This is a genomic window from Veillonella parvula (assembly GCF_032472435.1).
Classification (GTDB): Bacteria; Bacillota; Negativicutes; order Veillonellales; family Veillonellaceae; genus Veillonella; species Veillonella parvula_N.
The window spans coordinates 73,839-99,504 of the sequence record NZ_JAWEGM010000004.1; the positions used below are offsets into that span (position 1 = coordinate 73,839).

18 protein-coding genes are annotated in these 25,666 nt (G+C 39.2%); 3 read left to right on the forward strand and 15 right to left on the reverse strand.

What is annotated here, in order from left to right; all coding sequences use genetic code 11:
- Positions 1–168: 168 nt before the first annotated feature.
- From E7A03_RS06595 to E7A03_RS06645, 11 genes are all read right to left on the reverse strand, one after another.
- Positions 169–1,779, reverse strand: a complete 1,611-nt coding sequence (locus E7A03_RS06595; protein WP_004695015.1) for a CTP synthase — start codon at positions 1,777–1,779, stop codon at positions 169–171.
- A gap of 15 nt (positions 1,780–1,794) precedes the next feature.
- Positions 1,795–3,528 (reverse strand): arginine--tRNA ligase, encoded by a 1,734-nt coding sequence (argS, locus tag E7A03_RS06600; protein ID WP_120054869.1) that lies wholly within the window; start codon positions 3,526–3,528, stop codon positions 1,795–1,797.
- Positions 3,494–3,952 carry a YwiB family protein gene (locus E7A03_RS06605; protein ID WP_004695011.1) on the reverse strand — a complete coding sequence of 153 codons (459 nt, stop codon included), beginning with the start codon at positions 3,950–3,952 and terminating at the stop codon, positions 3,494–3,496. The genes argS and E7A03_RS06605 overlap by 35 nt, the downstream gene beginning before the upstream one ends.
- A gap of 51 nt (positions 3,953–4,003) precedes the next feature.
- On the reverse strand, positions 4,004–4,285 hold the full coding sequence (locus E7A03_RS06610) for a GIY-YIG nuclease family protein (protein WP_105087148.1): 282 nt from the start codon (positions 4,283–4,285) through the stop codon (positions 4,004–4,006).
- A complete protein-coding gene (locus tag E7A03_RS06615) occupies positions 4,275–4,916 on the reverse strand; it encodes a peptidylprolyl isomerase (RefSeq protein WP_004695007.1) in 642 nt (213 codons plus the stop codon). The genes E7A03_RS06610 and E7A03_RS06615 overlap by 11 nt, the downstream gene beginning before the upstream one ends.
- A gap of 223 nt (positions 4,917–5,139) precedes the next feature.
- On the reverse strand, positions 5,140–6,048 hold the full coding sequence (locus E7A03_RS06620; protein ID WP_278606451.1) for a DUF3829 domain-containing protein: 909 nt from the start codon (positions 6,046–6,048) through the stop codon (positions 5,140–5,142).
- 136 nt (positions 6,049–6,184) lie between these two features.
- Positions 6,185–6,961, reverse strand: a complete 777-nt coding sequence (locus E7A03_RS06625) for an HAD family hydrolase (protein WP_004695003.1) — start codon at positions 6,959–6,961, stop codon at positions 6,185–6,187.
- 8 nt (positions 6,962–6,969) lie between these two features.
- Positions 6,970–7,206, reverse strand: a complete 237-nt coding sequence (locus E7A03_RS06630; protein ID WP_316073890.1) for a DUF1653 domain-containing protein — start codon at positions 7,204–7,206, stop codon at positions 6,970–6,972.
- A gap of 44 nt (positions 7,207–7,250) precedes the next feature.
- Positions 7,251–8,324 carry an iron-containing alcohol dehydrogenase family protein gene (locus tag E7A03_RS06635; protein ID WP_316073892.1) on the reverse strand — a complete coding sequence of 358 codons (1,074 nt, stop codon included), beginning with the start codon at positions 8,322–8,324 and terminating at the stop codon, positions 7,251–7,253.
- A gap of 149 nt (positions 8,325–8,473) precedes the next feature.
- On the reverse strand, positions 8,474–9,805 hold the full coding sequence (gene brnQ, locus E7A03_RS06640; protein WP_287518889.1) for a branched-chain amino acid transport system II carrier protein: 1,332 nt from the start codon (positions 9,803–9,805) through the stop codon (positions 8,474–8,476).
- Between the two features lie 208 nt (positions 9,806–10,013).
- The gene (locus E7A03_RS06645; RefSeq protein WP_316073893.1) at positions 10,014–12,017 is read right to left on the reverse strand and encodes a molybdopterin-containing oxidoreductase family protein; all 2,004 of its coding nucleotides are present in this window, start codon (positions 12,015–12,017) and stop codon (positions 10,014–10,016) included.
- 580 nt (positions 12,018–12,597) lie between these two features.
- Between E7A03_RS06645 and E7A03_RS06650 the strand changes: the two genes are divergently transcribed.
- Positions 12,598–13,737: an Ldh family oxidoreductase gene (locus tag E7A03_RS06650; RefSeq protein ID WP_004698291.1), complete on the forward strand. Its 1,140-nt coding sequence runs from the start codon at positions 12,598–12,600 to the stop codon at positions 13,735–13,737.
- 295 nt (positions 13,738–14,032) lie between these two features.
- Entirely contained in the window at positions 14,033–15,670 is a 1,638-nt protein-coding gene (locus E7A03_RS06655) for an L-lactate permease (RefSeq protein ID WP_008602367.1), read from the forward strand.
- Positions 15,671–15,810: 140 nt separating this feature from the next.
- Here the strand turns inward: E7A03_RS06655 and E7A03_RS06660 are convergent, their stop codons facing one another.
- Positions 15,811–16,095 carry a PepSY domain-containing protein gene (locus tag E7A03_RS06660; RefSeq protein WP_155085932.1) on the reverse strand — a complete coding sequence of 95 codons (285 nt, stop codon included), beginning with the start codon at positions 16,093–16,095 and terminating at the stop codon, positions 15,811–15,813.
- Between the two features lie 219 nt (positions 16,096–16,314).
- Here E7A03_RS06660 and E7A03_RS06665 point away from each other — a divergent pair, with 219 nt between their 5' ends.
- Positions 16,315–17,502, forward strand: coding sequence for a multidrug effflux MFS transporter (locus tag E7A03_RS06665; RefSeq protein ID WP_004698123.1), 1,188 nt, complete (start codon positions 16,315–16,317; stop codon positions 17,500–17,502).
- Positions 17,503–18,211: 709 nt separating this feature from the next.
- Here the strand turns inward: E7A03_RS06665 and E7A03_RS06670 are convergent.
- The 3 genes from E7A03_RS06670 to E7A03_RS06680 all read right to left on the reverse strand — a co-directional run bounded on the left by E7A03_RS06670 (position 18,212) and on the right by E7A03_RS06680 (position 25,568).
- Entirely contained in the window at positions 18,212–22,468 is a 4,257-nt protein-coding gene (locus E7A03_RS06670) for an acyl-CoA dehydratase activase-related protein (protein ID WP_278457238.1), read from the reverse strand.
- 536 nt (positions 22,469–23,004) lie between these two features.
- Positions 23,005–24,123: a 1-propanol dehydrogenase PduQ gene (locus tag E7A03_RS06675; protein WP_024062162.1), complete on the reverse strand. Its 1,119-nt coding sequence runs from the start codon at positions 24,121–24,123 to the stop codon at positions 23,005–23,007.
- Positions 24,124–24,134: 11 nt separating this feature from the next.
- Positions 24,135–25,568: an aldehyde dehydrogenase family protein gene (locus E7A03_RS06680; protein WP_215675836.1), complete on the reverse strand. Its 1,434-nt coding sequence runs from the start codon at positions 25,566–25,568 to the stop codon at positions 24,135–24,137.
- Between the last annotated feature and the right edge of the window lie 98 nt (positions 25,569–25,666).

A 25,666-nucleotide genomic window follows, 5' to 3' on the forward strand; every position in this document is an offset into this window, starting at 1 on the left:
TACTTACCACCGCATCTATATCTATCTTTGTCTATATAATAACAAATATCATTCAATATTGCAAGCATTATTTTTAAATTTATCGATATATTTTTCCAACTTTTTTCGATGTAAGCAAAAAAGAGAAGAAAGATGCTCATTTCTGAGCATCTTTCTTCTTTTTACGTACTATTTTTTTAGTTCTAAGATTGCATCTACGAAACCACGGAATAATGGGTGTGCATTATTTGGGCGAGATTTAAGTTCTGGATGTGCTTGTGTACCAATAAAGAATGGATGATTTTTTACTTCAATACTTTCAACGAGACGGCCATCTGGAGATGTACCGGAAATTACAAGGCCTGCATCAGTCAATTGTTGACGGTATTCATTGTTGAACTCATAGCGATGACGATGACGTTCATAAATCAAATCTTCCCCATAAGCTTCGTGAGTTTTCGTACCGGCTTCCACTTTGCATGGATAGATACCTAGGCGCATTGTACCGCCTTTTTTATCTACATCAACTTGATCACTCATCAAGTCAATTACTTTGTACTTAGCATTTTCATCGAATTCGCTAGAGGTTGCTCCTTCCATGCCACATACGTTACGAGCAAATTCCATTACTGCAGATTGCATGCCAAGGCATAGGCCAAGATATGGAATATTGTTTTCACGAGCGTATTGGATTGTGCGAATTTTACCTTCTACACCACGGGAACCAAAGCCACCAGGCACGATGATACCTTCAACACCTTCAAATACCTCTTTAGGATCTACAGAAGTATCATCAAGTTCTTCAGAGTCAATCCAACGAATATTCACTTTAGTACCTGTAGCAATACCAGCATGATCTAGAGCTTCAACTACGGATAAATACGCATCATGCAACGCTACATATTTACCAACGATAGCAACTGTAATATCTTTATTAGGATTCAAGATCTTATGAACCATTTCTTTCCATGCAGTCATATCACATGGACGATCTTCAAGACCTAACTTTTTGATAACAATATCATCAAGACCTTGATCTTGCATCATCAATGGCACTTCATAGATAGAGCTACAAGTTTGATTTTCAATAACTGCTTCAGGTTCTACGTCGCAGAACAAAGCAAGTTTTTCTTTCATATCATCAGAGATATGTTTCTCACTACGACATACCAAAATATCTGGTTGAATACCAATGCTACGCAATTCTTTTACACTATGTTGTGTAGGTTTTGTTTTCAACTCGCCTGCGGCATTGATGTAAGGCACTAACGTAACGTGAATGTAAAGTACATCGTTACGGCCTACTTCTTTTTTCACCTGGCGAATAGCTTCCATAAATGGCAAGCTTTCAATATCACCTACAGTACCGCCGATTTCAGTGATAACTACATCAGCATTATCCTCTTTACCTACACGGTAAACATTTTGTTTAATTTCATTTGTAATATGTGGAATTACTTGTACAGTGCTACCTAGGTAATCACCTTTGCGTTCTTTATTGATTACAGACCAATATACTTTACCAGCTGTAATATTAGAACGTTTGCTAAGGTTAATATCGATAAAGCGTTCATAATGCCCCAAATCAAGGTCCGTTTCGGCGCCGTCATCTGTTACGAATACTTCACCATGTTGGTAAGGGCTCATCGTACCAGGATCGATATTAATGTATGGATCAAATTTTTGAATCGTTACATTGAAACCGCGGTTTTTTAGTAAGCGACCCAAAGATGCTGCTGTAATCCCCTTTCCAAGAGAAGAAACAACGCCGCCAGTTACGAAAATATACTTAGTTGCCATGATGCCTCCCACCTATTACATTTTTTCCGGAGCGGAAATACCTAAAATACCCAAGCCTTGACGAAGAACGAGGGCAATCGCTGTGATTAATCCAAGACGAGCTTGTTGCAACGCTGGATCTACGCCAATGATACGACCTTGACGGTAGAATGAATGGAACATGCTTGCCAAATCGTATAAGTACCGAGCAATACGATGAGGTGCACGATGTTCAGCAGCTTGAACGACCTCTTCCGGATATTCAGCTAATTTCTTAATTAATTCTAATTCCATTTCACTTGTAAGTGTTGTGAAATCAGTTTCACTATAATCGCCAAATGCGATGCCAGCTTCACGCACTTGGTTGTAAATGCTGTGAATACGAGCATGAGCATATTGGATATAATACACCGGGTTGTCATTACTGCGAGATTTTGCCAAGTTAATATCAAAATCAAGTTGGCTGTCTAAGGAACGCATCAAGAAGAAATAGCGAGACGCATCTACGCCAACCTCTTCAATCAATTCATCTAATGTAACGCTATCACCACTACGTTTAGACAATTTAACAAGTTGTCCGTCACGGAACAATGCTACCATTTGTAATAACAATACTGTTAATTTATCAGGGTCATAACCAAATGCCGCCATAGCCGCTTTTACACGACATACATAGCCATGATGGTCAGCGCCCCAAATATCAATCATTTCTTTAAAGCCACGATCAAATTTATTGCGATGATACGCAATATCTGCCGCCAAATATGTAGGAACCCCATTATCACGAATAACTACGCGGTCTTTATCATCACCATAATCAGTAGATTTTAACCATAAAGCACCGTTTTTTTCATAAACTTTGCCAAGGGCCTTTAATGCCTCTACGGAATGATGAATCTCATCCGTTTCATGAACTGTACGTTCAGAGAACCAATTATCAAAAGTAACGCGGAAGTTTCTTAATGTTTCCTCTAAGCGAGCTAATTTTTCTTTTAAGCCCTCTTCCTTAAACAAGGCTACACGATCTGCTTCGTTCATAGCATTTAATTTATCAAAGCCTTCGCGTTCTGCAATCGCTTTCGCTGTTTCAATAATATCTGGGCCACGATAGCCATTTTCAGGGAACACTAAAGCCCCTTCTGGAATATCGAACTCAGGCATAGAACCGTCTTCATTACGTTTAGGCGGGAATACTAATTTAGCACCTTGTAACTCTTGGAAACGGTACTCAATGGAAATAGCCATGTTGTCGATTTGATTGCCTGCATCATTGATATAGTATTCAGATTGTACATTGTAACCCGCTGCACGTAACAAGTTTACAAGAGCACTACCGTATGCAGCACCGCGACCATGACCAACATGCAATGGTCCTGTAGGGTTTGCACTTACGTACTCTACTTGAATCGTATCGCGCGCACGCAATGGTTGAACACCGTACTCAGTACCAGCATTCAAAATGGCTTTTAACGTATCGTACACCATATCAGATTTCAAAAAGAAATTAATAAAACCTGCGCCGGCAACCTCAGCACGTTCAAGCCAATCAAAATTCATATGACTAATCAAAGCTTCAGCAATGGCTCGAGGATTTTGACGAGCTACACGAGCGGATTGCATAGCGATGTTTGTAGAAAAATCACCGAATTCCTTTTGAGGTGGCACTTCGAGAACGATTTCTGGATATTCCCCAGCCGGCAAATCACCGCTGTTAATCGTATCTTGTAATGCCTGTTCAATCCCCGATTTCAGGATTTCCTTCATGTCCATGCTCTATATCCTCCCGCACGTCTATATCTAACTGATTATAAAATTGCCATTCACCTTCAACGGAAATATCATATCCTAAATGAACATGACCTACGCCATCATGAAAGTCTACTGTTAATTCATGAGTATTTACAGCCATATGTAAATCACCATATGGTGTTTCATATACGGCTTCACGTTCTTCACCACGGACGTATTGATGACGCATATTGACAGCCCCTGTTCGGAGCAACACGATAGAATCATCATGAATTTTAATGGTCGTCTTAACCCCATCCAATCCAGTCACACTAGATTCTTCATAACGCACATATTGAGCATTACCTTTTTCATGTGACGTACCTGGGGAAATCAGTTCCACTACGGTATCCTTGCCATCCATATCTCGTTGTACACTCTTTACGGACACTAGAACCCGCTTCATTTTCAACCTCCATGGTAGTAATTAATCATCATATTATACCATAATCAAGGACTATTTTGCACCCTTAATGAGTCCCAATTTCTTAGTCTTCGTCATCCGTTTAATAGCATATTCTCTGCGTTGTGCTTCTTGTTTTTGATGAAAGCTTTCAGAATATACCAAGGTCACAGGACGACGTCCTCGCGTATATTTTGCACCACCTGGGATATCTCCATTGTGAGCATCTATTCGACGTTTGAGATCTGTAGTCCATCCACAATACAAAGAATCATCTGCACATCGCACCAAGTACACATAGTGCCGTTCTTCAGACTTAGCATCCTTATTTGCCATTTTTCGCATCATCAGTGATTGGTTCCAATGTAATGGTATTAATAATTACTGGCTCTACTGGCTTATCATTGCGGCCGGTTTTAACTTTGCCGATTTTTTCAACTACATCCATACCTTGTACTACAGTACCAAAGATAGTGTGTTTATTATCTAACCAATCCGTAGGTCCCAAGGTAATGAAAAATTGAGAACCTCCTGTATTAGGGCCACGGTTAGCCATGGCTAGAACGCCCATTTTATTGAAGTGTAAATCATTGGAGAATTCATCAGGAATTGTATAGCCTGGGCCACCAGCACCTGTGCCATCAGGATCTCCACCTTGAATCATAAAGCCTTCGATAACACGGTGAAATGTCACACCATTATAGAAACCTTTTTTTACGAGATAATCAAAATTTTTGACCGTAATCGGTGCTTTAGACCCTAACAAACGAACCTTAAATTGACCATAGTTTGTATCAAAGATAGCATATTCATCAGCAATTGGTGCGTTTGTAAAATTGGGCATAGCTACAGTTTCTGCTTTCACGGTATTACCTTGTGGTTGTTCACCACTGTTTGTACCACATGCAGTTGTACCAAGCACTGTAATCCCCAACATTGCGCATAAAGCCAAGCGTTTCCAGTTCATATGTCCCCCAAAATACTAATATTATATTTAACTAAAATGTAGATTTAAAATTTACATAGAAAAACCGCTCAACCCATGAGCGGCTCTTTTTTAGTATATCATATTATGACACTATTGAGATTAAAAATATAAGAAAATAATATAACAATATATAACAACAAAAAACAGAGCTTCAAAGGAGCTCTGTTTTTGTAATCCTCAAATAATCACGTAGTTAATTCGATTATTTAGAGTCAAATTGATCTGGAGTTGTATTGTTATAAGACTCAATATAATTATTGAAATTCTCAATCATGTCATTAAGGTTGTTTTCATTTGCATCGTTAAGTACTTGACGAACAGAACCAACTACAGAGTTATAAGAGTTAACAAGCACTTCTCCACGATCATTATTTATGCTCTTAAGCAATGTTTGAATTTCATTAAGTTCTTTTTCTACAGCTTGTTTGTCTGCATTTTTAGGAGCTTTTTCTACATTTTCTACAAGATTAGTCAAGCGAAGCGTAGATTCCATTGCTGCTGCATAGCCTTTTTTACCGTCTTTTTTCAATTTTTCGATTTGTTTCTTAGTTTGTTCAGTGTTAGCTTTGTTAAGAGCATCATTGAACTTCGCATAAGCAGCATCAAATTTTTCTACTTGTGCTACGTATTTAGCTGCTAGTTCTTTACCTTTAGCACCGCCATCGTTCATGTAAGCTTTAGAATCATCATAAGCTTTCAAATCTTTGAATGTTGGTACTAATTCATTAAGAATATTTAATACATTATCGCGTTCTGTATCAACTTCTTTGAACGTAGAGCCTTCTTTTTTAGATTTTTCCAAAGCATCTTTTAAAGTATCATAATGAGGTTGACGACCAATAGCACCTTCTTGGAAACCACCTTTTAATTTAGCCAAACTATCCGCATAGTTTTGACCCCAAGTTGCATTGTCACCATTGAAGTTGTTTGTTGCATCAATAAGTGTATTAAGCTTAGCAGCTGCTTTCTCATCGCTACCGCCATCAACAACGGAGGATACTACGGAGCCAATGCCACCCGCTTTATCACTGCCGCAACCAGAAACAAATAAACCTGCTGTCAATGCCGCTACACAAAGTAAAGTTGAAAATAATCTGCGTTTATTGTTCATATCTTCTCTTCTCCTTTTAACACATGAATATTAAACTAAGCGCATTATACTAACTATACTACACCAATTCTGTAGCCACAGCTACAAAATCAAATCTTCATATAAACTTCACCTAATTTAGAGGAATTATCAATAATTAATCGATCCATTTAAAATGCTTACACGCATTATAGATGCCATCTTTATCACAGTCTGTAGTAATATAATCAGCCTTTGCCTTTAATTCAGGGCGCGCATTACCCATAGCAATATTTAACCACTCAGGTCTAAACATAGATAAATCATTATACCCATCACCAAATACAACAGCTTGATTTGGCTTCATTCCAAAGTGTTCAAGCATATTACGAATACCCAACGCCTTTTCCATAGGCTCATATAGAACACAGCCATCACCATAACGAATGAGCTTATGTGTCATATGCTCGATATCCTTCTCCTCTTCCTCTCCTTCCTTGAAAAACACATAAATCTTATAAAATTCTTCAACACTATGAAAGTCAAAATTAGGGTCTACAGTTGTTTTAAATACATCCCAATTAGGATGCCACTCTAAAATTTCCTTATACGGCGTAATACGACCAAGTTTATTGCGGTCAGTTACAGCCCAAGGAATATTATGTGATTCTAAATACTCTAAATATTTAATGCATGCATCACGATCCATACCTATCATAGATACCAATTCATTATTAACAGTGATACTGTGACCACCATCTGCTACAAAATCAGTAAGACCCGCTTGCTCTGCGAAACGCTTAGCATCCACTTGAATACGACCAGTTGCTAAGGCTACACGGTGACCACGACGCTTTAACTCATCTAAACTGTATTGAGCACTTTCAGGGATTTTACCTTCAGGCCATACAGCTAAAGTATTATCAATATCAAAAAAGAAAAACTTTTGCTCCACGGTCCCTCCTAATCACGTCCACTCATTAACTTAAACCGTTCTTTTTGTGCTACATCTGGATATTTTTCATGGTCCACATCACTCAAAAATATATCTAGTGGTCGTACATATAAGTCACGTTGATCATATAATTTTTGATATACCACGAACTGTTCACTCGTTTCCGAATGAGTTGCAACATCTAACACGTAATAGTACATGCCTTTAAAATGACGATATAAGCCACCCTTTACAATTTCTTGCATTTATAACCTCATCACATAACATACACAAATAGTTACAAACCATATTAATCAAGAGATTCCATATATTGAATAGCCTTAGTCAACATATCTGCTGTAATTTTATATGGAGATACATCAATATCATGAACAGATGTAGCCTTTTCAACAATTTGAGGAATATGCGATGCAGTAAGATCTAATTGTGAAAGTTTAGTAGGCCAACCTAATTCGCGATATACTGGCAACCACCGTTGTAACTCATCCATTTGTTGGTCAACGGTTAACAAAATAAGTAAGCCATAAGCTACTATTTCACCATGCAAATGATTTTCTTCTGTTTCTTTATTAGTAACACAGCCATAACATACAGCATGAGCCATGTTGCTATTATATGCCATAGGAACACAACCTGATACAACACCGGTAGTAAAGATAACAGTCATAGCAATGGTATCAAAGGCATCACTACGTTTATTAGCTTGACTATCTTTATAGGCTTGTATACCATGTGCTAAAATTGGTTCACTACACATAGAAGCTAGAGTAAGGCCTAACTGAGTATTATAGTCTTGCTCGCGACTGCGAGCAGAAAGATGAGTTTCATAGTGTTTTGCAATAGTATCTCCCATTCCTGCCCACAAGTAACGGCTTGGTGCTTCTACGAGAATATCAGCATCAATAAAGCAGTGCACAGGAGGATGATTTACAAAAGCTACGTCATCAAAAGTATGATCTACCGTGTATACAGCTGCCACTTCTGACGTTGCCGCACAAGTAGACGCAATGGTTGGAATTGTAAAGAATGGTTTATCATCTAACTCTATAGCTACTACTTTTACCGTATCCATGGCCTTACCACCACCAACAGCAAACAAAAAGTCCGCATCTTTTACAGATGCCATTTGTGCAATTTCCTTGCCTCGAGCAAAAGTACACTCTCCACCAAAGTGGATAATATCTAGCACCTTAATCCCCGCTTTATCAAGCACTGGACGAATGTGTGGCAAAGCTTTAGAAAGAGCTGTTTCGCCACCGATGATAGCTACAGACTTGCCATATAATTTTGTAAACTTTGGAATAGCGTCAAATACATCATGACCTCCAAAACTATAACTAGGTAAACAATGAGTACTACGCATAAAATTTCCTTCCTTCTTTTATCATTTATATCCTTATTTATCCTTATTATAGAAACTTCTACACACAAAATCAATTTTATATGACAACAATCAAAACATAAAAAGGCTCTATACTCTCACAAAATGAAAGCATAGAGCCTTTATCTTTATTACTTATTATCGGAAGCAAGACCTTTATGGATAAGACCCACAACAAAGCCTAATACCGCAAAGCTTACCCAGCCCATACCAGCACTTTGGAATGGAATATATTGAGCAAAGAGCTGTTCCAAAGCTATAGGTGCAATACCTGCAGTCTCAAGACCAGTCATAAGAGCAGAGATCATTGTGAACGCTACAGTCCATGCATATACGCAACGACGACCACCGAACACATTATGAAGAAGTGCCAACAAAATGATTACGATAGTCAACGGATACAAGAGCATCAACACAGGGATTGCTGCACTGATGATTGTTTTCAAGCCAAACATACTAAGGCCAAAGGCCGCTAGAGAGAAAATTACTACATATAATTTGTAACTAATCTTTGGAGTCAGCTTATGGAAATACGTACCGCAAGAAGTGATAAGACCAATGCTTGTAGACAAGCAAGCTAGCAGAACGATGATAGCCAAGATAATTTGACCGAACTCACCAAACAAATAGTTAGCACTTACGGACAATACAGGAGCCCCTGTCTCGAACAAACCAAAACGTTCAACACTTGTAGCACCAATATTAGCGATAAATACATACACGATACCAAGAAGACCTACCGCAATTGCCCCCACCTCCATTACTGTTTTTGTAATCACAGCACGAGAGGTAGCACCACTAAGGCGTACAAAATCGATTACAAGAATAGCAAACACTACGGAAGCTAAGGCGTCCATTGTATTATAGCCATCTAGGAAACCTTGTAATACAGCCGTTGGTGCATCACCATATGCCGGTTGTGGCACCGCATAACCACCAAGTGGAGTAATAAAGGATTTAACAATTAACAACAGAATTACAAGTAGTAAAGCTGGTGTCAAAATATTACCGATACGGTTAACAAGTTTTTGCGGACTAATAGATAACCACAAAGAAATACCAAAGAATAATGCCAAGAAAATTGGTTCCATATTCATGCTTAAACCTTCAGCAAAAGGTTTAATTGCGATTTCATAAGCTACAGTACCAGTACGTGGCGTCGCAAACATTGGACCAATACTCAAGTATAAAGAAATTGTGTACAACAAGCCATAAATCGGATGAACACGACTTGCAAGTTCTTCAACATCTTTACAGGAAGAGTAACCCATAGCTGCAACACCTAAGAGTGGAAGGCCTACACCAGTTAATACGAAGCCGAGCAAAGCCCAACCTACATTATCACCAGCATGTTGCCCTAAGGCCGCTGGGAAAATCAAATTTCCTGCCCCAAAGAATAGAGCAAATAACATCATACCTATAGCCAAATAGGCACGGGTCGACAGATTGTCGTTACCATTCATAAATGTAACCCCCTTTAGGTCAATAAAATAATATTACCATTATAATCTAAAGGAGCTAAGGTATACAAGAAAAATATCCTCACTATTCTATATCCGTATAATGTTATTCCCATAAGTAAAAGGATTTAATTTTTAAATATAGCTGTAAAAGCATGTGACATCACACATCTTATACATATTCGTTCATGATATGGTAATAAACTATTATCTATGAAAGGTTTCTTATATGAACTTGCACATCATAGAAGGTACTACCCCACCCTTGATCTGTGGGACGAGCTGCGGTAAGCGCATTAATTGCCACGTGAGGATCACTCGATTGAGATTGCCACCATACACCTAGTGTTACCAATGTCCCTCTCTGTACTTCATCATCGTAGTATACTTTAATTTTTACACTGCCACGATCGTTATAGATTTCTACCTCAGCACCATCGTTTATGTTATACATTTTTGCATCTTCTGGATGGATGCGAAGTTTCATCAACTCAGGATCATTAAAGTCTAATTCGCAGAAGCTAGAGTCCAAAATTCGAATATCATTACCGATTATGAGCCAAAACGGTGCATTGTCACCATATGGAGGCATATACCGAATTAATGGTTCTACATCTTGCGGATTATATAATTCAATTTTTCCAGACGGTGTTTTGAAATCCATCTTATAATTTTCAGGTACCGTCATCTCCACAGGCTCACCGTTTAAAATCAACTCTTGGTCCCTCTTGGATATACGACTCGAAGTGTGCACAATTTGTTCAATAAGCTCTCTTTCACTAAGGTTAAAAAATGCATCCTCCAACCCCATACGTTTTGCTAACTCGGCGATAACTTGCCAATTGGAACGAGACTCCCCAACTGGATCAATCAATTTGTAACCCGTACCAATTGTGTAATGACCATAAGAATTATAAATATCATCATGCTCTACAGATGTTGTGGCCGGCAAAATAATATCCGCATATTTACAGGTATCCGTAAAAAAACGCTCATGCACAATTGTGAATAAGTCATTACGCATCAAACCTTTACGAACCACATTTTGATTAGGTGCTGTAATAGCAGGATTTGAGGAAAACACATATAAGCTATGGACCCCAACTCTTTCGGGATTTGTAAGCATCTCCCCAAGTTTAATCATAGGCATCAATCGTTTAGCTGGCGCATGAACATGAGCCTGTTGCATCATATCTTTGCCAATAAATTTACTACCACTAGCACTCGACAACAATCCCCCCCCAGGATATTGCCATGCTCCAACCACAGCAGGCAAGGCATTAATAGCACGGCATGTCATAGCACCATTACCATATCGAGACAAACCACTGCCGAGACGGATAAACGGCGCTTTTGATGTAGCGTATGCATGAGCGAACTCAGTCATACGATCCACGGAAACACCACAAATATCAGATGCTTTCTCCGGCGTAAAATTAAGCAACACCTCTTTTACCAGCTCATCGTAGCCTTGGACATGTTCCTTAATAAAATCTGTATCCGCCAAACCGTCACGATGAATGATATGGAGCATACCTAATGCTAGCGCTCCATCACTACCTGGTTTAACGTAAATATGCTCATGAGCTTGGCTAAAAGTATAGGTTTTATGAGTATCGATAATCCAAACGCGGGCACCATTCTTTTTTGCTATGTTCACATCGTGTAAAATATGAACATCTGTAGCTGTCGCATTTATCCCCCACAAGACGATACAGTCGCTATGTTGCGCCTCTTGTGGTTTAATACCTAATGTTTCACCATAAACGGACCGGAACCCCGCTTGTTTAGCAGGAGAGCAAATACCTCGATCTTGGTCTGTAGCACCAATACGGCGAAAAAAATAATCTGCTGCAGGACTCTGAATAACCCCCATTGTTCCTGCATAAGAGTAACGCAAAATACTTTCACTGCCATAAGTATCAATAGTTTCTTTGAAATTATTGACAATTGCATCAAGGGCTTCATCCCAACTAATACGAGTGTACTGAGCTTCACCAATTCCCTTTTTACCGACACGCTTCATAGGGTACTTCAAGCGCAACGGAGAATGGATTACTTTTTCATAATGTGCCATCTTAGGGCATAGTGTACCTCTTGTGAAAGCATGTGCTCTATCCCCTCGAACAGATATTACTTTATTATTATCGACTGATACAATGAGTCCGCATGCATCAGGACAATCGTAAGGGCATACAGATTTATATTCTTTCATGATAAGCACCTCGCTTATAAATTGTATAAACTATAGGATGTATATTTATATTATATTATAGTATGACTCGTATAAGTATAACCTTTTGCACATATTCTGAATTAAAAAGGTTTTAGAAATGATTATTTTATGTATATCAATGCATTCAATTATCACATTACATTTATGACCTCATCATTTATTTTGATATATGTAGTTAAACATTTCAAGTTTTATCGATATCTATCCATTATCATTCTTGTCCAATGCCTAAACAGATATACTAATAAGTTCTATAAAAATACCAAAATTCTTCAAAAAAATCATGTAATCATTACTAAAAGTCATAACCATATAGTTTTAGGTATAATCAGACATTTTAATAGTGTCGTATAGATTATGTGACAAAAATCACCGGTACGTATGCGTATTTAGTAATGTCGTTCAGACTGTAAGACTATTCAATCTCACTTGTTTCTGTGCTATACTGACAGTGTCATTTGAGAGGATATAGAACTCACAAGAAATCATTTTGAATTCATGGTTATCTAATGTGAAGTAGCTATATCAGGTACATATTTTCTGAAAAGAGGTTTTAACGATGGCAGACGCAAAAAACACTGTGTTATTCCCTTATGAAACACTAAAAAAATTGAGCATGGACGCTTTCCAAAAATTTGGTTTCTCCGAAAAAGAAGCTGACATCATCCAAGACGTACTTTTGACTTCTGACTTGTTCGGTATTCAAAGCCATGGTATGCAACGTATGGTTCGTTACCATAAAGGTATCACTAATGGCTTGATTAAAATCGACGCTAAACCTGAAATCGTAAAAGAAACTCCAATTTCTGCAGTTATCGACGGTCATGACGGCATGGGTCAATTATTGGGTCATAAAGCTATGGAAATGGCTATCGAAAAAGCTAAAAAATCCGGTGTTGGTATCGTATCTGTACGTAACTCCAACCACTACGGTATCGCTGGTTACTATGCTAAAATGGCATCCGACCAAGGCTTAATCGGTTTCTCTTGTACAAACTCCGAAGCAATCATGGTTCCTACATATGCTCGTAAAGCTATGCTTGGTTCTAACCCTATCGCTTGGACTGTACCAGCTGATCCAGTTGACTTCTTCTTCGATTGCTCCACTACAGTAGTAACTCGTGGTAAACTTGAAATGTACAACAAAATGGGCAAAGCTACTCCAGATGGCTGGGCTGTTAATAAAGACGGCGTTCCTTCCACTGATGCAGCTGAAGTATTGGGCAACATCTCCCGTCATGAAGGTGGCGGTATCCTTCCTTTAGGTGGTGCTACAGAAGTTCTTGGCGGTCACAAAGGTTATGGTAACGGCATGATTGCTGAGTTGTTCTCCTCTATCTTGTCCCAAGGTGGTACTTCCAACAAATGTATGGTTGGTGGTAAATCCAACATCTGTCATGGCTTCATGGCTATCAACCCTGAATTCTTCGGTGACCCTGCGGAAATCAAAAAACACTTCTCCCAATTCTTACAAGAATTACGTGAAGCACCTAAAGCTCAAGGTCAAGATCGTATCTATACTCATGGCGAAAAAGAACATGAATCCGTTGAAAAAGTTAAAGCTGAAGGCATCCCTGTACTTAACGGTACAATGCTTGAAGTTCAAGACCTTTGCAATGAATTAGGTCTAGACTTCAAATCCTACTTCGGCGATTATGTACCAGAAGCTCCTGCTACAATGTTCAAAGGTAACTACTAATACCTAAACTTAGTAATGGCCCTAACAAGGACTTGTAGTTAGTACAGAAGGGGACATAAACACTGTTTATGTCCCCTCTCTTATGTTTTTAACCTCATAGGCTATGAGGTTAAAAAATTTTATGTACTATATCAATTTTTATGATAAGTATATCTGTTATTTTATTGTAAGCTTTTATTTTAACTGAACTTTTACAAATTAACATCATAGCGATTTATTCATCAATTAAATTGATTAAACTACGTCGTCCTGTTGAGCATATATTTTTGTTTTACTTGAAAGGATGATCTTAGAAATGAGTGCTATCACCGTTCTATTAGCGCTATCTCCAATCATTTGGTTGATTGTAGCGTTATCCATCTTGAAATTACCTGCATGGCAAGCAACAAGTGTTGCTGCGATTGGTTCTTTCATTATCGCTATTACAGCATTCCAAGCTGACCCATTTATTATGGTCACTGGTGCCCTTGAAGGTGCCGCATTGGCAATCTGGCCAATCCTATTAGTTATTACAGCTGCTATCTTCGTTTATAACTTGGTAGTACATACGAAAGCAATGGAAACTATTAAAACCATGCTTTCTTCTGTAACATCTGATACTCGTGTACTTGCATTACTACTTGCATGGGGCTTTGGTGCCTTCATGGAAGGTATGGCTGGCTTCGGTACTGCCGTTGCAATTCCTGCAGCTATGATGGTTGCCGTAGGTTTTGACCCACTTAAATCTATCATCGCATGTCTCGTTGCAAACTCCGTACCAACAACATTTGGTTCTATCGGGATTCCAACAACTACATTGGCATCCTTAACAAACCTTGATCCAAGCCATTTAGGTACATTCATTTCCGTACAATTGTTCTTGCTTAACCTTATCGCTCCATTCTTTGTTGTTATGATTATTGGTGGCGGTATTAAAGCGTTAAAAGGCGTATTCCTTGTAACATTGCTTTCTGGTTTAGCATTAGCAGTTCCTGAAACTGTAATCAACGCTGTAATGGGTCCAGAATTATCCGTAATTTCTGCATCCATCGTTATCATGGCAGTTATCATTGGTTGTGCAAAAATCATGCCTCCTAATGATCCTAAATACGCAGTTAAACAAACTGGCGAAGTCCCTAAAGTTTCTGGTGGCGAAGGCCTTGTAGCTGCAATGCCATTCATCTTAATCTTCGTATTATTGTTATTAACTTCTAAATTGTTCCCTGCAATTAATGGTCCTCTTGCGTCCATTAAAACATCTGTACCTATTTATCAAGGTGCTGGTGCAAAACCTTACACATTCGTATGGATTGCAACTCCTGGTATTATGATTTTTATCGCTGGTATTGTTGGTGGTTTCATCCAAAAAGCAAAAGCTGGCGAAATCTTCGGTACATTGGGTAGCACAGTTAAAAACTTGAAATTCACATACCTTACAATCATCACAGTTGTTATGACAGCTAAATTGATGACTTACTCTGGTATGACTGCAGACATTGCAAAAGCAATGGTTGCTGGTACAGGTACATTGTATCCTCTATTCGCTCCTATCGTGGGTGCGTTGGGTGCATTCTTAACTGGTTCTGGTACAAACTCCAACGTATTGTTTGGTCCACTTCAAATCGCTGCAGCTCAAGGTTTAGATCCTACAAACTTCGAAGACCTTGGCTTCTGGTTGGCAGCAGTTAACTCCGGTGCAGCTGGTATCGGCAAAATGTTGTCCCCACAATCCATCGCGATTTCTATTGGTGCCGTAGGACCTGCTTTAAAAGCATACCTAGAAAACCACAAAGAAATCAGTGCTGAAGAAGCTCATAAACTAGAACATGAAATCGAAGCAAGCGTTATCATGAACAGTGCCTTCAAATACTTCATTGTATTCATCGTAATGCACGGTTGTATTTCCTTCTTCGGTCAACATTTCATCCATGAAATTCACCACTTTTTCTTCTAAGAACTGGTAACAAAAAAAGAACAGCTCTTCACGAGCTGTTCTTTTTTTGTTGCCACATATGAGAATACTACATATAACATGGCTTAATGATAATACAGTTTAGAGTTCACTAATTTGCTATAAATAATTGTAACAATCTATTAATAAGCCGCTTGCTCTACTTCCCATTTAGTAAAGGTCCCAGTATCTGTATCAATTTCAAAATCATATTCATAACCGTTATAATGTATTTCACCTTCATACTCTAAACGGCCATTCTCATAATCACGATTGAATTCAGTTACATTTGCAACTGTTGCACCCGGCACACGTGCTAAGGCGCTTTGAACAGCCTCATCAGAACTAATTGCTTCTACAGATGAAATCGTAGCTGTCCCGATTACTACTATTGCAGCTAACACAAAACCTTTTAGTAAATATTTCATATAATTCTCCCATCGCCAATAAACACATTGATATTTTTAGATATAATTAATATACTAATTGTAATCTATAAATAGAGATATAGCAAAGTCAATATTTCATATAGATATTTTTTCTCAATCATGGTAAAATACATCGTATCAAATAGAAAAAATTAAATGCAGTCTGCGAAGTGCGATTCGCAGACTTTTATTTTTCTCACTTTAGTATAGGAGGGTTTTATGACTCAAGAAAATTCTGCTAAGGTCTCTTTCATCTTAGTAGTATTCCTTGGTCTGTTGACAGCCATCACACCACTTGCAACAGATTTATATTTACCAGCATTACCAATTATGCCTAGTGAACTAAATACATCTGCATCAAATATTCAAATGACCATTGGTGTGATGACTTTTGGTGTTGCATTAGGTCAATTATTTGGAGGTCCTATTAGTGATACTATGGGCCGCAAGTTGCCTCTTATAACAGGCAACTTACTTTGCGTTATCTCTAGCATAATCTGTGCTTATGCACCAAGCATTGAAATACTTTTACTAGGACGCTTTCTACAAGGTTTAACAGGATCTGTGGGCGTTGTAATTGCTAAGGCCATCGCTCGAGATTTTGCATTTGGTCAAGAATTGACTAAACTCTTTGCATTGCTCATGATGGTTAACGGTTTGGCGCCAGTAATCGCTCCGCTCATCGGAGGTCAATTATTACTATTCACTACATGGCGCGTTATCTTCGTTATTTTAGCAATATTTTCTGCTATTCTATTAGTGGGATCTCTTCTCTTCCGTGAAAGCTTACCTAAAGAAAAACGCGTTACAGGTGGCGTTGCAACTGCTACAAAGAACTACATTACGCTTATTAAAGATAAGCGATTCCTTGGGCAAACACTAATCCAATTCTTTGCTTTTGGTGGATTCTTTGCGTATATCTCAGGTTCATCCTTTGTATACCAAAACATCTTCCAACTATCTGCACAAGAATTTAGCTATCTCTTTGGTATCAATAGCTGTGGTATTATCTTAGCTAGTGCCATAAGCGCTAGATTAAGTAATGTAATCACAGTTCGACAATTACTAACATTTGCCCTCTGGCAACTAACAATCGGCTCCTTGCTATTCTTAATAGCTATGCTTTTCGAATGGCCACTTATTCCTGTAACGGCCATTCTATTCTTTACCGTATGTACAGTATCCCTATTTGGCTCTGCCTCTTTCTCTATGGCAATGGCTAAATACGGTAAAATGGCTGGAAGTGCCTCTGCAGTACTTGGCTTTGCTAGCATGTTCTCTGCAGGAATCGTATCTCCATTAGTTGGTATTGGTGGGGAATATACGGGGATTCCCATGGGGATTACAATGCTAGTATGTGCAGTGCTTTCCTTATTGTGCCTATATGGTTTGGTAGAAAAAGATTAATCTCTTTTACACATTTGTATAAGCCCCACAATGGGGCCCGACTACAACAAAATAATATTAGTATATAAATAAGATACCCCTTTCCTTGCTCAGTACTTCGTAAAATCGCTTCGGAAAGGGGTATCGTATTTATATTAACATTATCTATAGAGGCGTCCCATTGTTGGGCTTTACAAGCATATTTCAAAATAGATTAATTCTTTAACTCTACAAACACCTAGGCATAATAACGAAAACCACCTACACAACTGATTGTAGGAGAAAGGAGATGTGCCATAGGCACATCTCCACATTTCTTCCCCCTCCTCTATCCAGTTATATTTTCAATGGGACATCTTCATAATTAGCGTATATAGAAAAGAATACAGCCCTCTCTGCAGCGATTTTACGGAACGTAGTGACGTACTGAGCCAAGAGAGGGCTGTATTTTTTCTATACTAGTAATATGCAGTTGTATTCGGGCCCCATTATAAAATGTAAGGGACCTTATCGCTTATTCACTAAATTCCATCCCAACTTCTCCCCACTGCACTAGTTATATTTTCAATGGGACCGCTTCATAACAGGTGTATATAGAAAAGAACACAGCCCTCTCTGCAGCGATTTTACGAAGTGTAGCGCCGTACTGAGCCAAGAGAGGGCTGTGTTTTTTCTATACTAGTGTTATGTAGTTGTCACGGAGCCCCATTGAAAATATAACAGAGCACCCTTATTCAAACATTGTCGATAGTAGTAGTTTCAATCGGTTTGCTTGGTTAACCGCACTGGATCCTGGATCGTAGTCGATAGCTGCGATTCGCACGTCTGGGTAGGCAGCGGATAGTGTTTTTACCATGCCTTTACCTGTTACGTGGTTTGGTAAACATCCAAATGGTTGTAAGCATACGATTTGTTTAGCCCCTTTTTCGATGAGGTCAATCATATCGCCTGTGAGGAACCAGCCTTCACCACATTGGTTACCAAGTCCGATGAATTGAGCTGCTTCTTTCGCTACTTCTGTCATACGTTGTAACGGGTCAAAGTGTTTTGACGCTGCTACGGCTTTTGCATATGGCAAGCGGTAGAGTTCAAGGGCTTCACGAGCCAATGTACCGAAGAAGCCAGATAGCCATGTACCATCAAGGTGCTTAGCACGGTATGTGCTATCCATTGCACAATACAAGAAGAAATCTAGCAAGCCAGATGTAACGACTTCGCCGCCTTCCTTTTCAATGAGCTCATTAATATGATTGTTAGCACTTGGATGGAATTTAACGTAAATTTCCCCTACAACGCCAACACGAGGTTTCTGTACATCCTTGTTGACTGGCAAGTTATCAAAGTCATGAATGATTTCTTTGATGTACTTATTATATTGTCGAAGACTGGCAGATGTAATATTATCACGTAATTTTTTAATCCAATAATCACATAATGCATCGGTAGAACCAGGATTTGTCTCGTATGGCCGTGTGGCAAGAACACATTGCATGAGCGCATCACCGTATACAACAGCTTGAATCATGCGATGTAAGAAACCTTTTGTCAACTTAAAGCCTGGTTGGCGTTCCATATCACTCGCATTAAGAGATAGAATAGGTACTTGTTTCATACCAGCATCAATCAATGCTTTACGTAAGTAACCGATGTAGTTTGTAGCACGACAACCACCACCAGTTTGAGAGATGATAACAGCCGTCTTATCTACATCATATTTACCGGATAATAGTGCGGACATGAGCTGCCCTACAACGATAATCGCTGGGTAACATGCATCATTATTAATGTATTTTAAACCCACTTCGATATCGTCACGCGTAGGCGCTGGCAACATTTCAAAGTCATATCCTTCATTTTTGAGAACTGGCTCTAAGAGGCTAAAATGCAATGGTGACATTTGTGGTACCAAGATTTTATAAGTCTTACGCATTTCTTCTGTAAAGACAACGCGATTGTAATCGTAAGTTGGTAATTTCTCTACCACTACCTCTTCCGGCGCCTCAGGATTATGATGACGACGCAAACTACGTTCCATTACAGATTGCAAGGATCGCAAACGGATTGTCACGGCTCCAAGGTTTGTACCTTCATCGATTTTGAGCAAGGTATGGATTTTGTGGTTTGCTGAAAGTATATCTTTTACCTGATCTGCTACGATAGAATCCAGTCCACAACCAAAGGAGTTAAGCTCTACAATTTGGAATCCTTCAGTTCTACTTACAAATTCAGCGGCACGATATAGGCGACTATGGTAGGACCATTGGTCTACAACACGTAAATGCTTGATTTCATTGCCTAATGGTGCAACGCCATCTTCTGTAAGAACAGCCATACCAAGAGATGTGATAAGTTCAGGAATACCGTGGTTAATACCGGAGTCCAAATGATATGGACGGCCAGCCAATACGATTGTCGGAATTTGTTCTGCCACGAGGCGAGACACAGTTTTCTTTGTCGTTTCACGGTAAGACGCTTTACAGTTTTCCTGCTCTTCCCAAGCGAGGTCTACAGCCTTAGCAATATCCTTCTTCTTTAAGTTTAAAAAATCCAATGCTTTCACAAGGGCCGGAACAAGGGATTTTTTATCAGCTAACGGCAAGAATGGTGCGTGGAATGGAGTATCGCCCAATACCTCTTGCATATTATTTTTGATAAGTTCTGGATAGGAAATAACCATTGGACAATGGTAATTATTGTCGCGGCTAAATTCCTTAGGGCCATGTTGAATACAAGGGTACCAAATAAAGTCTACCTGTGCATTCGCTAAGTCGCGAATGTGACCATGAACAGCTTTTGCTGGATAGCAAGCCGTATCGGATGGAATCGTATCGATAGCCTTATTGTATTGATCCTTAGTCGTATAATCTGAAAGGATTACTTCATAACCCAAGCTATTGAAGAATGTAAACCAGAATGGGAAGTCCTCATACATGTTGAGAACGCGAGGAATACCTACACGCATTTTACCTTCAAACTCTGGAATGTTTTTCTTCAAGTAGTAATCAAAGTAACGACGTAATTTTACATCTACCAAGTTAGGAACTGGCTTACGTTTCTCTTGGATCATATCGCCAGCACCGCGATCACAACGGTTGCCCGTTACGTACGTACGACCATCGGAGAAAGCATTGATAGTAAGCATGCAGTTATTTGGGCAAAGGCCACAATTGCGCATTGTCGTAGATACTTGTAAAGAATTAAGGCCTTCACTATCTAGCAATGTACTTTCACCCTTTTGTAACTCTTCCGCCGTTTCCGCTGCAAGAAGAGCCATACCGTATGCACCCATCAAGCCAGATACATCAGGGCGAATCACCTCTACGCCCATCAATTTCTCAAAGGCACGCAAAACAGATTCATTATAGAACGTACCACCTTGAACAACGATATGATCGCCTAATTCTTTAGGGTCTTTCACCTTAAGAACCTTATAAAGGGCATTTTTAATTACAGAATAAGCAAGACCTGCTGCGATATCTTGTACCGTAGCACCTTCTTTTTGAGCCTGCTTAACCTTAGAGTTCATAAATACAGTACAACGAGATCCTAAGTCGATTGGCATAGGTGCCAATAATCCTTCTTTTGCGAATTGATCGATAGGAATGCGTAGACCAGATGCAAATGTATCAATAAAAGAGCCGCAACCAGAGGAGCAAGCTTCGTTCAACACGATATCTTCGATGTACCCATCACGAACCTTACAGCATTTCATATCTTGACCGCCAATATCCAAAATAAAGGATACATCAGGGCAGAAGAATCGGGCCGCACGATAGTGAGCCATCGTTTCTACTTCACCAATATCGATGCCGAGGGCGCGTTTAAGAAAGGCCTCACCGTAGCCAGTTACGCCAGAGTGTGCAATATAGGCGCCTTTTGGCAATAATTCATATATTTTCTCGATGATTTCACGAGATTTTTCTAACGGTTTACCATGGTTAGGACCATAGTGAGAGAAGATAATTTCCTTGTTGCTATTGATAAGAACTACCTTAAGAGTAGTAGAGCCAGCATCAATACCAAGGTAACAAGGACCTTGAGCATCCTCGATATTCGCCTTTGGCGTTACCGCCTTAGCGTGACGAGCTCGGAACTCTTCTAATTCTTGTTCATTTTTAAACAGCGGATCCACACGGTCTGTAGCTTCCATAGGAATACCAATAAGTGCACCGATTTCCTTTGTCAATTGACCAACCGTAATCTCACGGCACTCATCTTTCATCAATGCCGCCCCTAAAGCGATGAATAATTCACCATTTTCAGGGATAATGCGATGCGCTTCATCTAGCTCTAAGGTATCACAGAAGCATTGGCGTAATTCAGACAAGAATGTCAACGGACCGCCAAGGAACGCTACATTACCTTCGATTTTATGACCGCATGCAAGGCCAGCAATCGTTTGATTTACAATTGCTTGGAATACAGATTTTGCAATATTTTCATGAGATGCACCTTGGTTTAACAAAGCTTGTACGTCTGTTTTAGCAAATACGCCACAGCGTGCCGCAATTGGATAAATCGTATCAGCATTCATGGCTAATTGGTTAAGGCCAGATGCATCTGTCTGCAATAAAGTCGCCATTTGGTCGATAAAAGCGCCCGTACCACCAGCACAGGAGCCATTCATACGATGTTCTGCAGTTTGACCTAAATACGTAACCTTCGCATCTTCACCACCAAGTTCGATGATAACGTCTGTCTCTGGATAGAGGGCTTTCACAGCTCGCGTTTCAGCAATAACCTCTTGTACGAATGGGATGCGCACCTTTTCGGCCATAGCCATCCCACCAGAACCAGTAATACATACATGAACAAGAGCGTCTTCATGACCAACTTGAGCCTCTTGTAACAAGGTATATACTGTGTCCAATATGTTTGCATAATGGCGTATGTACTTTTTATACAAATAATTATCGTGTTCGTCCAATAATACAACTTTAACCGTTGTAGACCCCACGTCAATCCCCATGCGTAGCATGTGCTGCATAAATACCTCTCTTTTTAACGACTGTATGACCACCTAAGTGACCATACTTATTTTTGTGAAAGTCTCACATGTAATATGTACAACATATATACTGTACTAAGCATCTAAAATAAAAAATTAAAATAGATAAGGATATAATACTTTCACCAAAATATCTAAATTTTTAAATATCCTATCTTTATTATACAACAAATGTAGATAAAATCTATGTTATTCTATATTCCAATGAGTTATATAGAATATGACTAAATTTGAATAACGACTCTAGATTGTTATAGGATGTAAAAAATATTATATCATTCTAAAATGAAAAAAAGTATATCTAATAGCACATCACTACAGTAATATATAAAGAGATAGATACATACATCGTTAAATCCAACAGATACAATGTTTTCCTTTCTATCAAGCGATCATATACAAATAAATAAGTAATCATGCCTAATAAAAAAGAGACTTCAATGAAACCATTAAAGTCTCTTTTTTCTACATTACTGATTATATTTTTTGTAATTTATTTATTTACTCTATATAAATTACATAACATTTTCATACAAACTAATAAGATCATCCTGATTTGCTGGGTATGGATTAAAGCGATAGCACATATCTTCTAATGCTCTGCTAGCCATGAGCGTAAGTTTTTCACCGGATGTAGCTTTGTCTACTCCAAACTCTGTTAGTGTCATAGGACATTCCAAAGTACGTTGTAACTTTATAATCGCTTCTAACAGGGCTCCTAATTTGTCACTTTCAGATGCTTTATGTGATGCAAAGCCTAATTTCGCAGATAATGCTGCATATTTCTTTGCTACCTCTTGATTATGAGAGCAGTTAAATGCAATTACATACGGCAAGAGCATGCTATTAGCTAGCCCATGAGGCACATGGAATTGTCCTCCCAACTGATGAGCCATGGCATGAACGATACCTAAGCCAGCCTTATTAAAGGAAAGCCCTGCAAGACATGATGCTTCGTGCATAGACATGCGGTCTTGCTCTGTAGCTGTTGGCTTATGACATTTTGGTAAGAATGTAAAGACAAGCTCGATCGCCTGTTGTGCCAATGCATCGGTGAAGTTATTTGCAGCAGTCGCCACATAGGCTTCTAGAGCATGAACGAGTACATCCATACCACTAAATGCAGTAACACTAGGTGGAGATGTTTTTACAAATAATGGCGTTAATAAAGCTTCATCAGGTAATACCGCATCATCTACAAGAGGATACTTAATTTGTGTTTCACTATCTGTAAGAACAGCAAAGGAAGTTACTTCAGAGCCTGTTCCACTTGTAGTAGGAATGGCGATGAATAATTTAATATCCATATGCTTTAACTTACGACCGAAATAAGCTATCCCTTTGCTCATATCGATGCAGGATCCACCACCAATAGCGATGATAACAGTCGGTTTAATAGCTTCCATAAATTCAATGCCTTTTACTACATGAGTTATGGGTGGGTCGGGTACTACATCTGTATATGTAGTCACCTTATTTTTACTATCCATTAACCCCATCACATACGTAAGGCTTGGTGAGTCTTTTAAAAATGGATCACATATGATAAGGATAGATTCATTATTAAATTCTGTAAGACGATTCAACGAATCTGTACCCGAATAAATTTGGGTTGGAAAAGTCCATTTATTCATATACTCACCACCTATCGAATATTAAATCCTGTTGTTAAACAACATCTACGACGGCGTGCAAAGCAGCGAGCCGATGTAGTGGATTCCCCAGTAGGTGTAGCGATTGTAAAGGTTGTCGTACCTTCACCGCTAAAGCCAAGACCGGCATAGGATGGGCCATTCTTAACAAAAATGGAAGTTTTCATTTTACGGGCCATCCGATTGAGGCGTTCCATATTTAAGGAATGCATTGTTGCCGTATGATGTAAGCCTGCTTCTAACATCAAGCATACATCGAGTCCTTCATCAAAGCTATCTACCGTTACAACAGGTAGAATAGGCATTAACATTTCAATGACTGCAAATGGATGGTCTTTTGGTGTGCGCATGATAATCAACCGTGGATCACCATTGTACGGAATATGTGCCGCATCAAGAATGACACTTGCATTCTTACCGACGAACTTTTTATTTGGTGTCCCATTTGGTAAGACTGTTAAATCTACGAGGCGTTGAATATCTTGTTGATTGTCAATGAGGACACATCCTGCTTTTACCATTTCTTGAACTAGCTGTGGCTCGATTTGGCGCATAGCAACGACGCTCTTTTCAGCGATACAAAGGATATTATTATCTAGGCTAGCACCGAGCACGATATCTTGGGCGGCCTTTTTAATATCTGCCGTTTCATCTACAAAGGCGGGTGGATTACCAGCACCTGCACCGATAACCTTTTTACCGCTTTGAAGCGCTTGTTTTACTACGCCAGGACCACCAGTAACAACTAATAAGCTCACATCTGGGTGTAGCATCATCTCTTGAGCAGACTCAATAGATGGTTCACGAAGTGTAACGATAAGGTTTTCAATGCCAATCGATTTAGCAATGATTTGGTTAAGTTCACTAACTAGCAATCGACTGAGATGCTTAGCACCAGGATGTACACTAAAGAATACTGCATTCCCTGCTGCTAGCATGCCGATAGTATTACATATTAACGTTTCTGCTGGATTTGTACTTGGTGTAATAGCCCCGATGACACCATAAGCAGACAGTTCATACAATGTCATGCCATTATCACCAGTTTCACACTCGGTAACGAGATCTTCTACACCCGGTGTTTTATCGAGTGTAAGGTTTAATTTTAATACTTTATCTGCAACACGCCCCATCCCTGTTTCTTCAACAGTTTTTTGAGCCAATTCTTGTACTCGTGGACGCATAGTAGCACGGATGTCTGCTATTACCTTTTCACGAGTTGCCAAGGTGCAATCTTCAAAACGCGCTTGCGCTGCTTTTGCTGCTTGAATTGCATCATCAACTGTATCAAATACACCTGGTTCAACTTGTCCCCTAGGCGCTTGTTTAACAGGTTGTGATGAGGCTGCTTCTTGCTTTTGCCCCTGTAATAGATCTATAACCATGGAGCGGATCATTTCTTTCAACTGTGTATTGTTTTCCACCATGAACCTCCATATAGGTTGCATTGCTGATGCAATGACCATGTCAACTAACAGTGTACACAATCAAGGATATATTCATGATGTGACACAATAACTAGGTT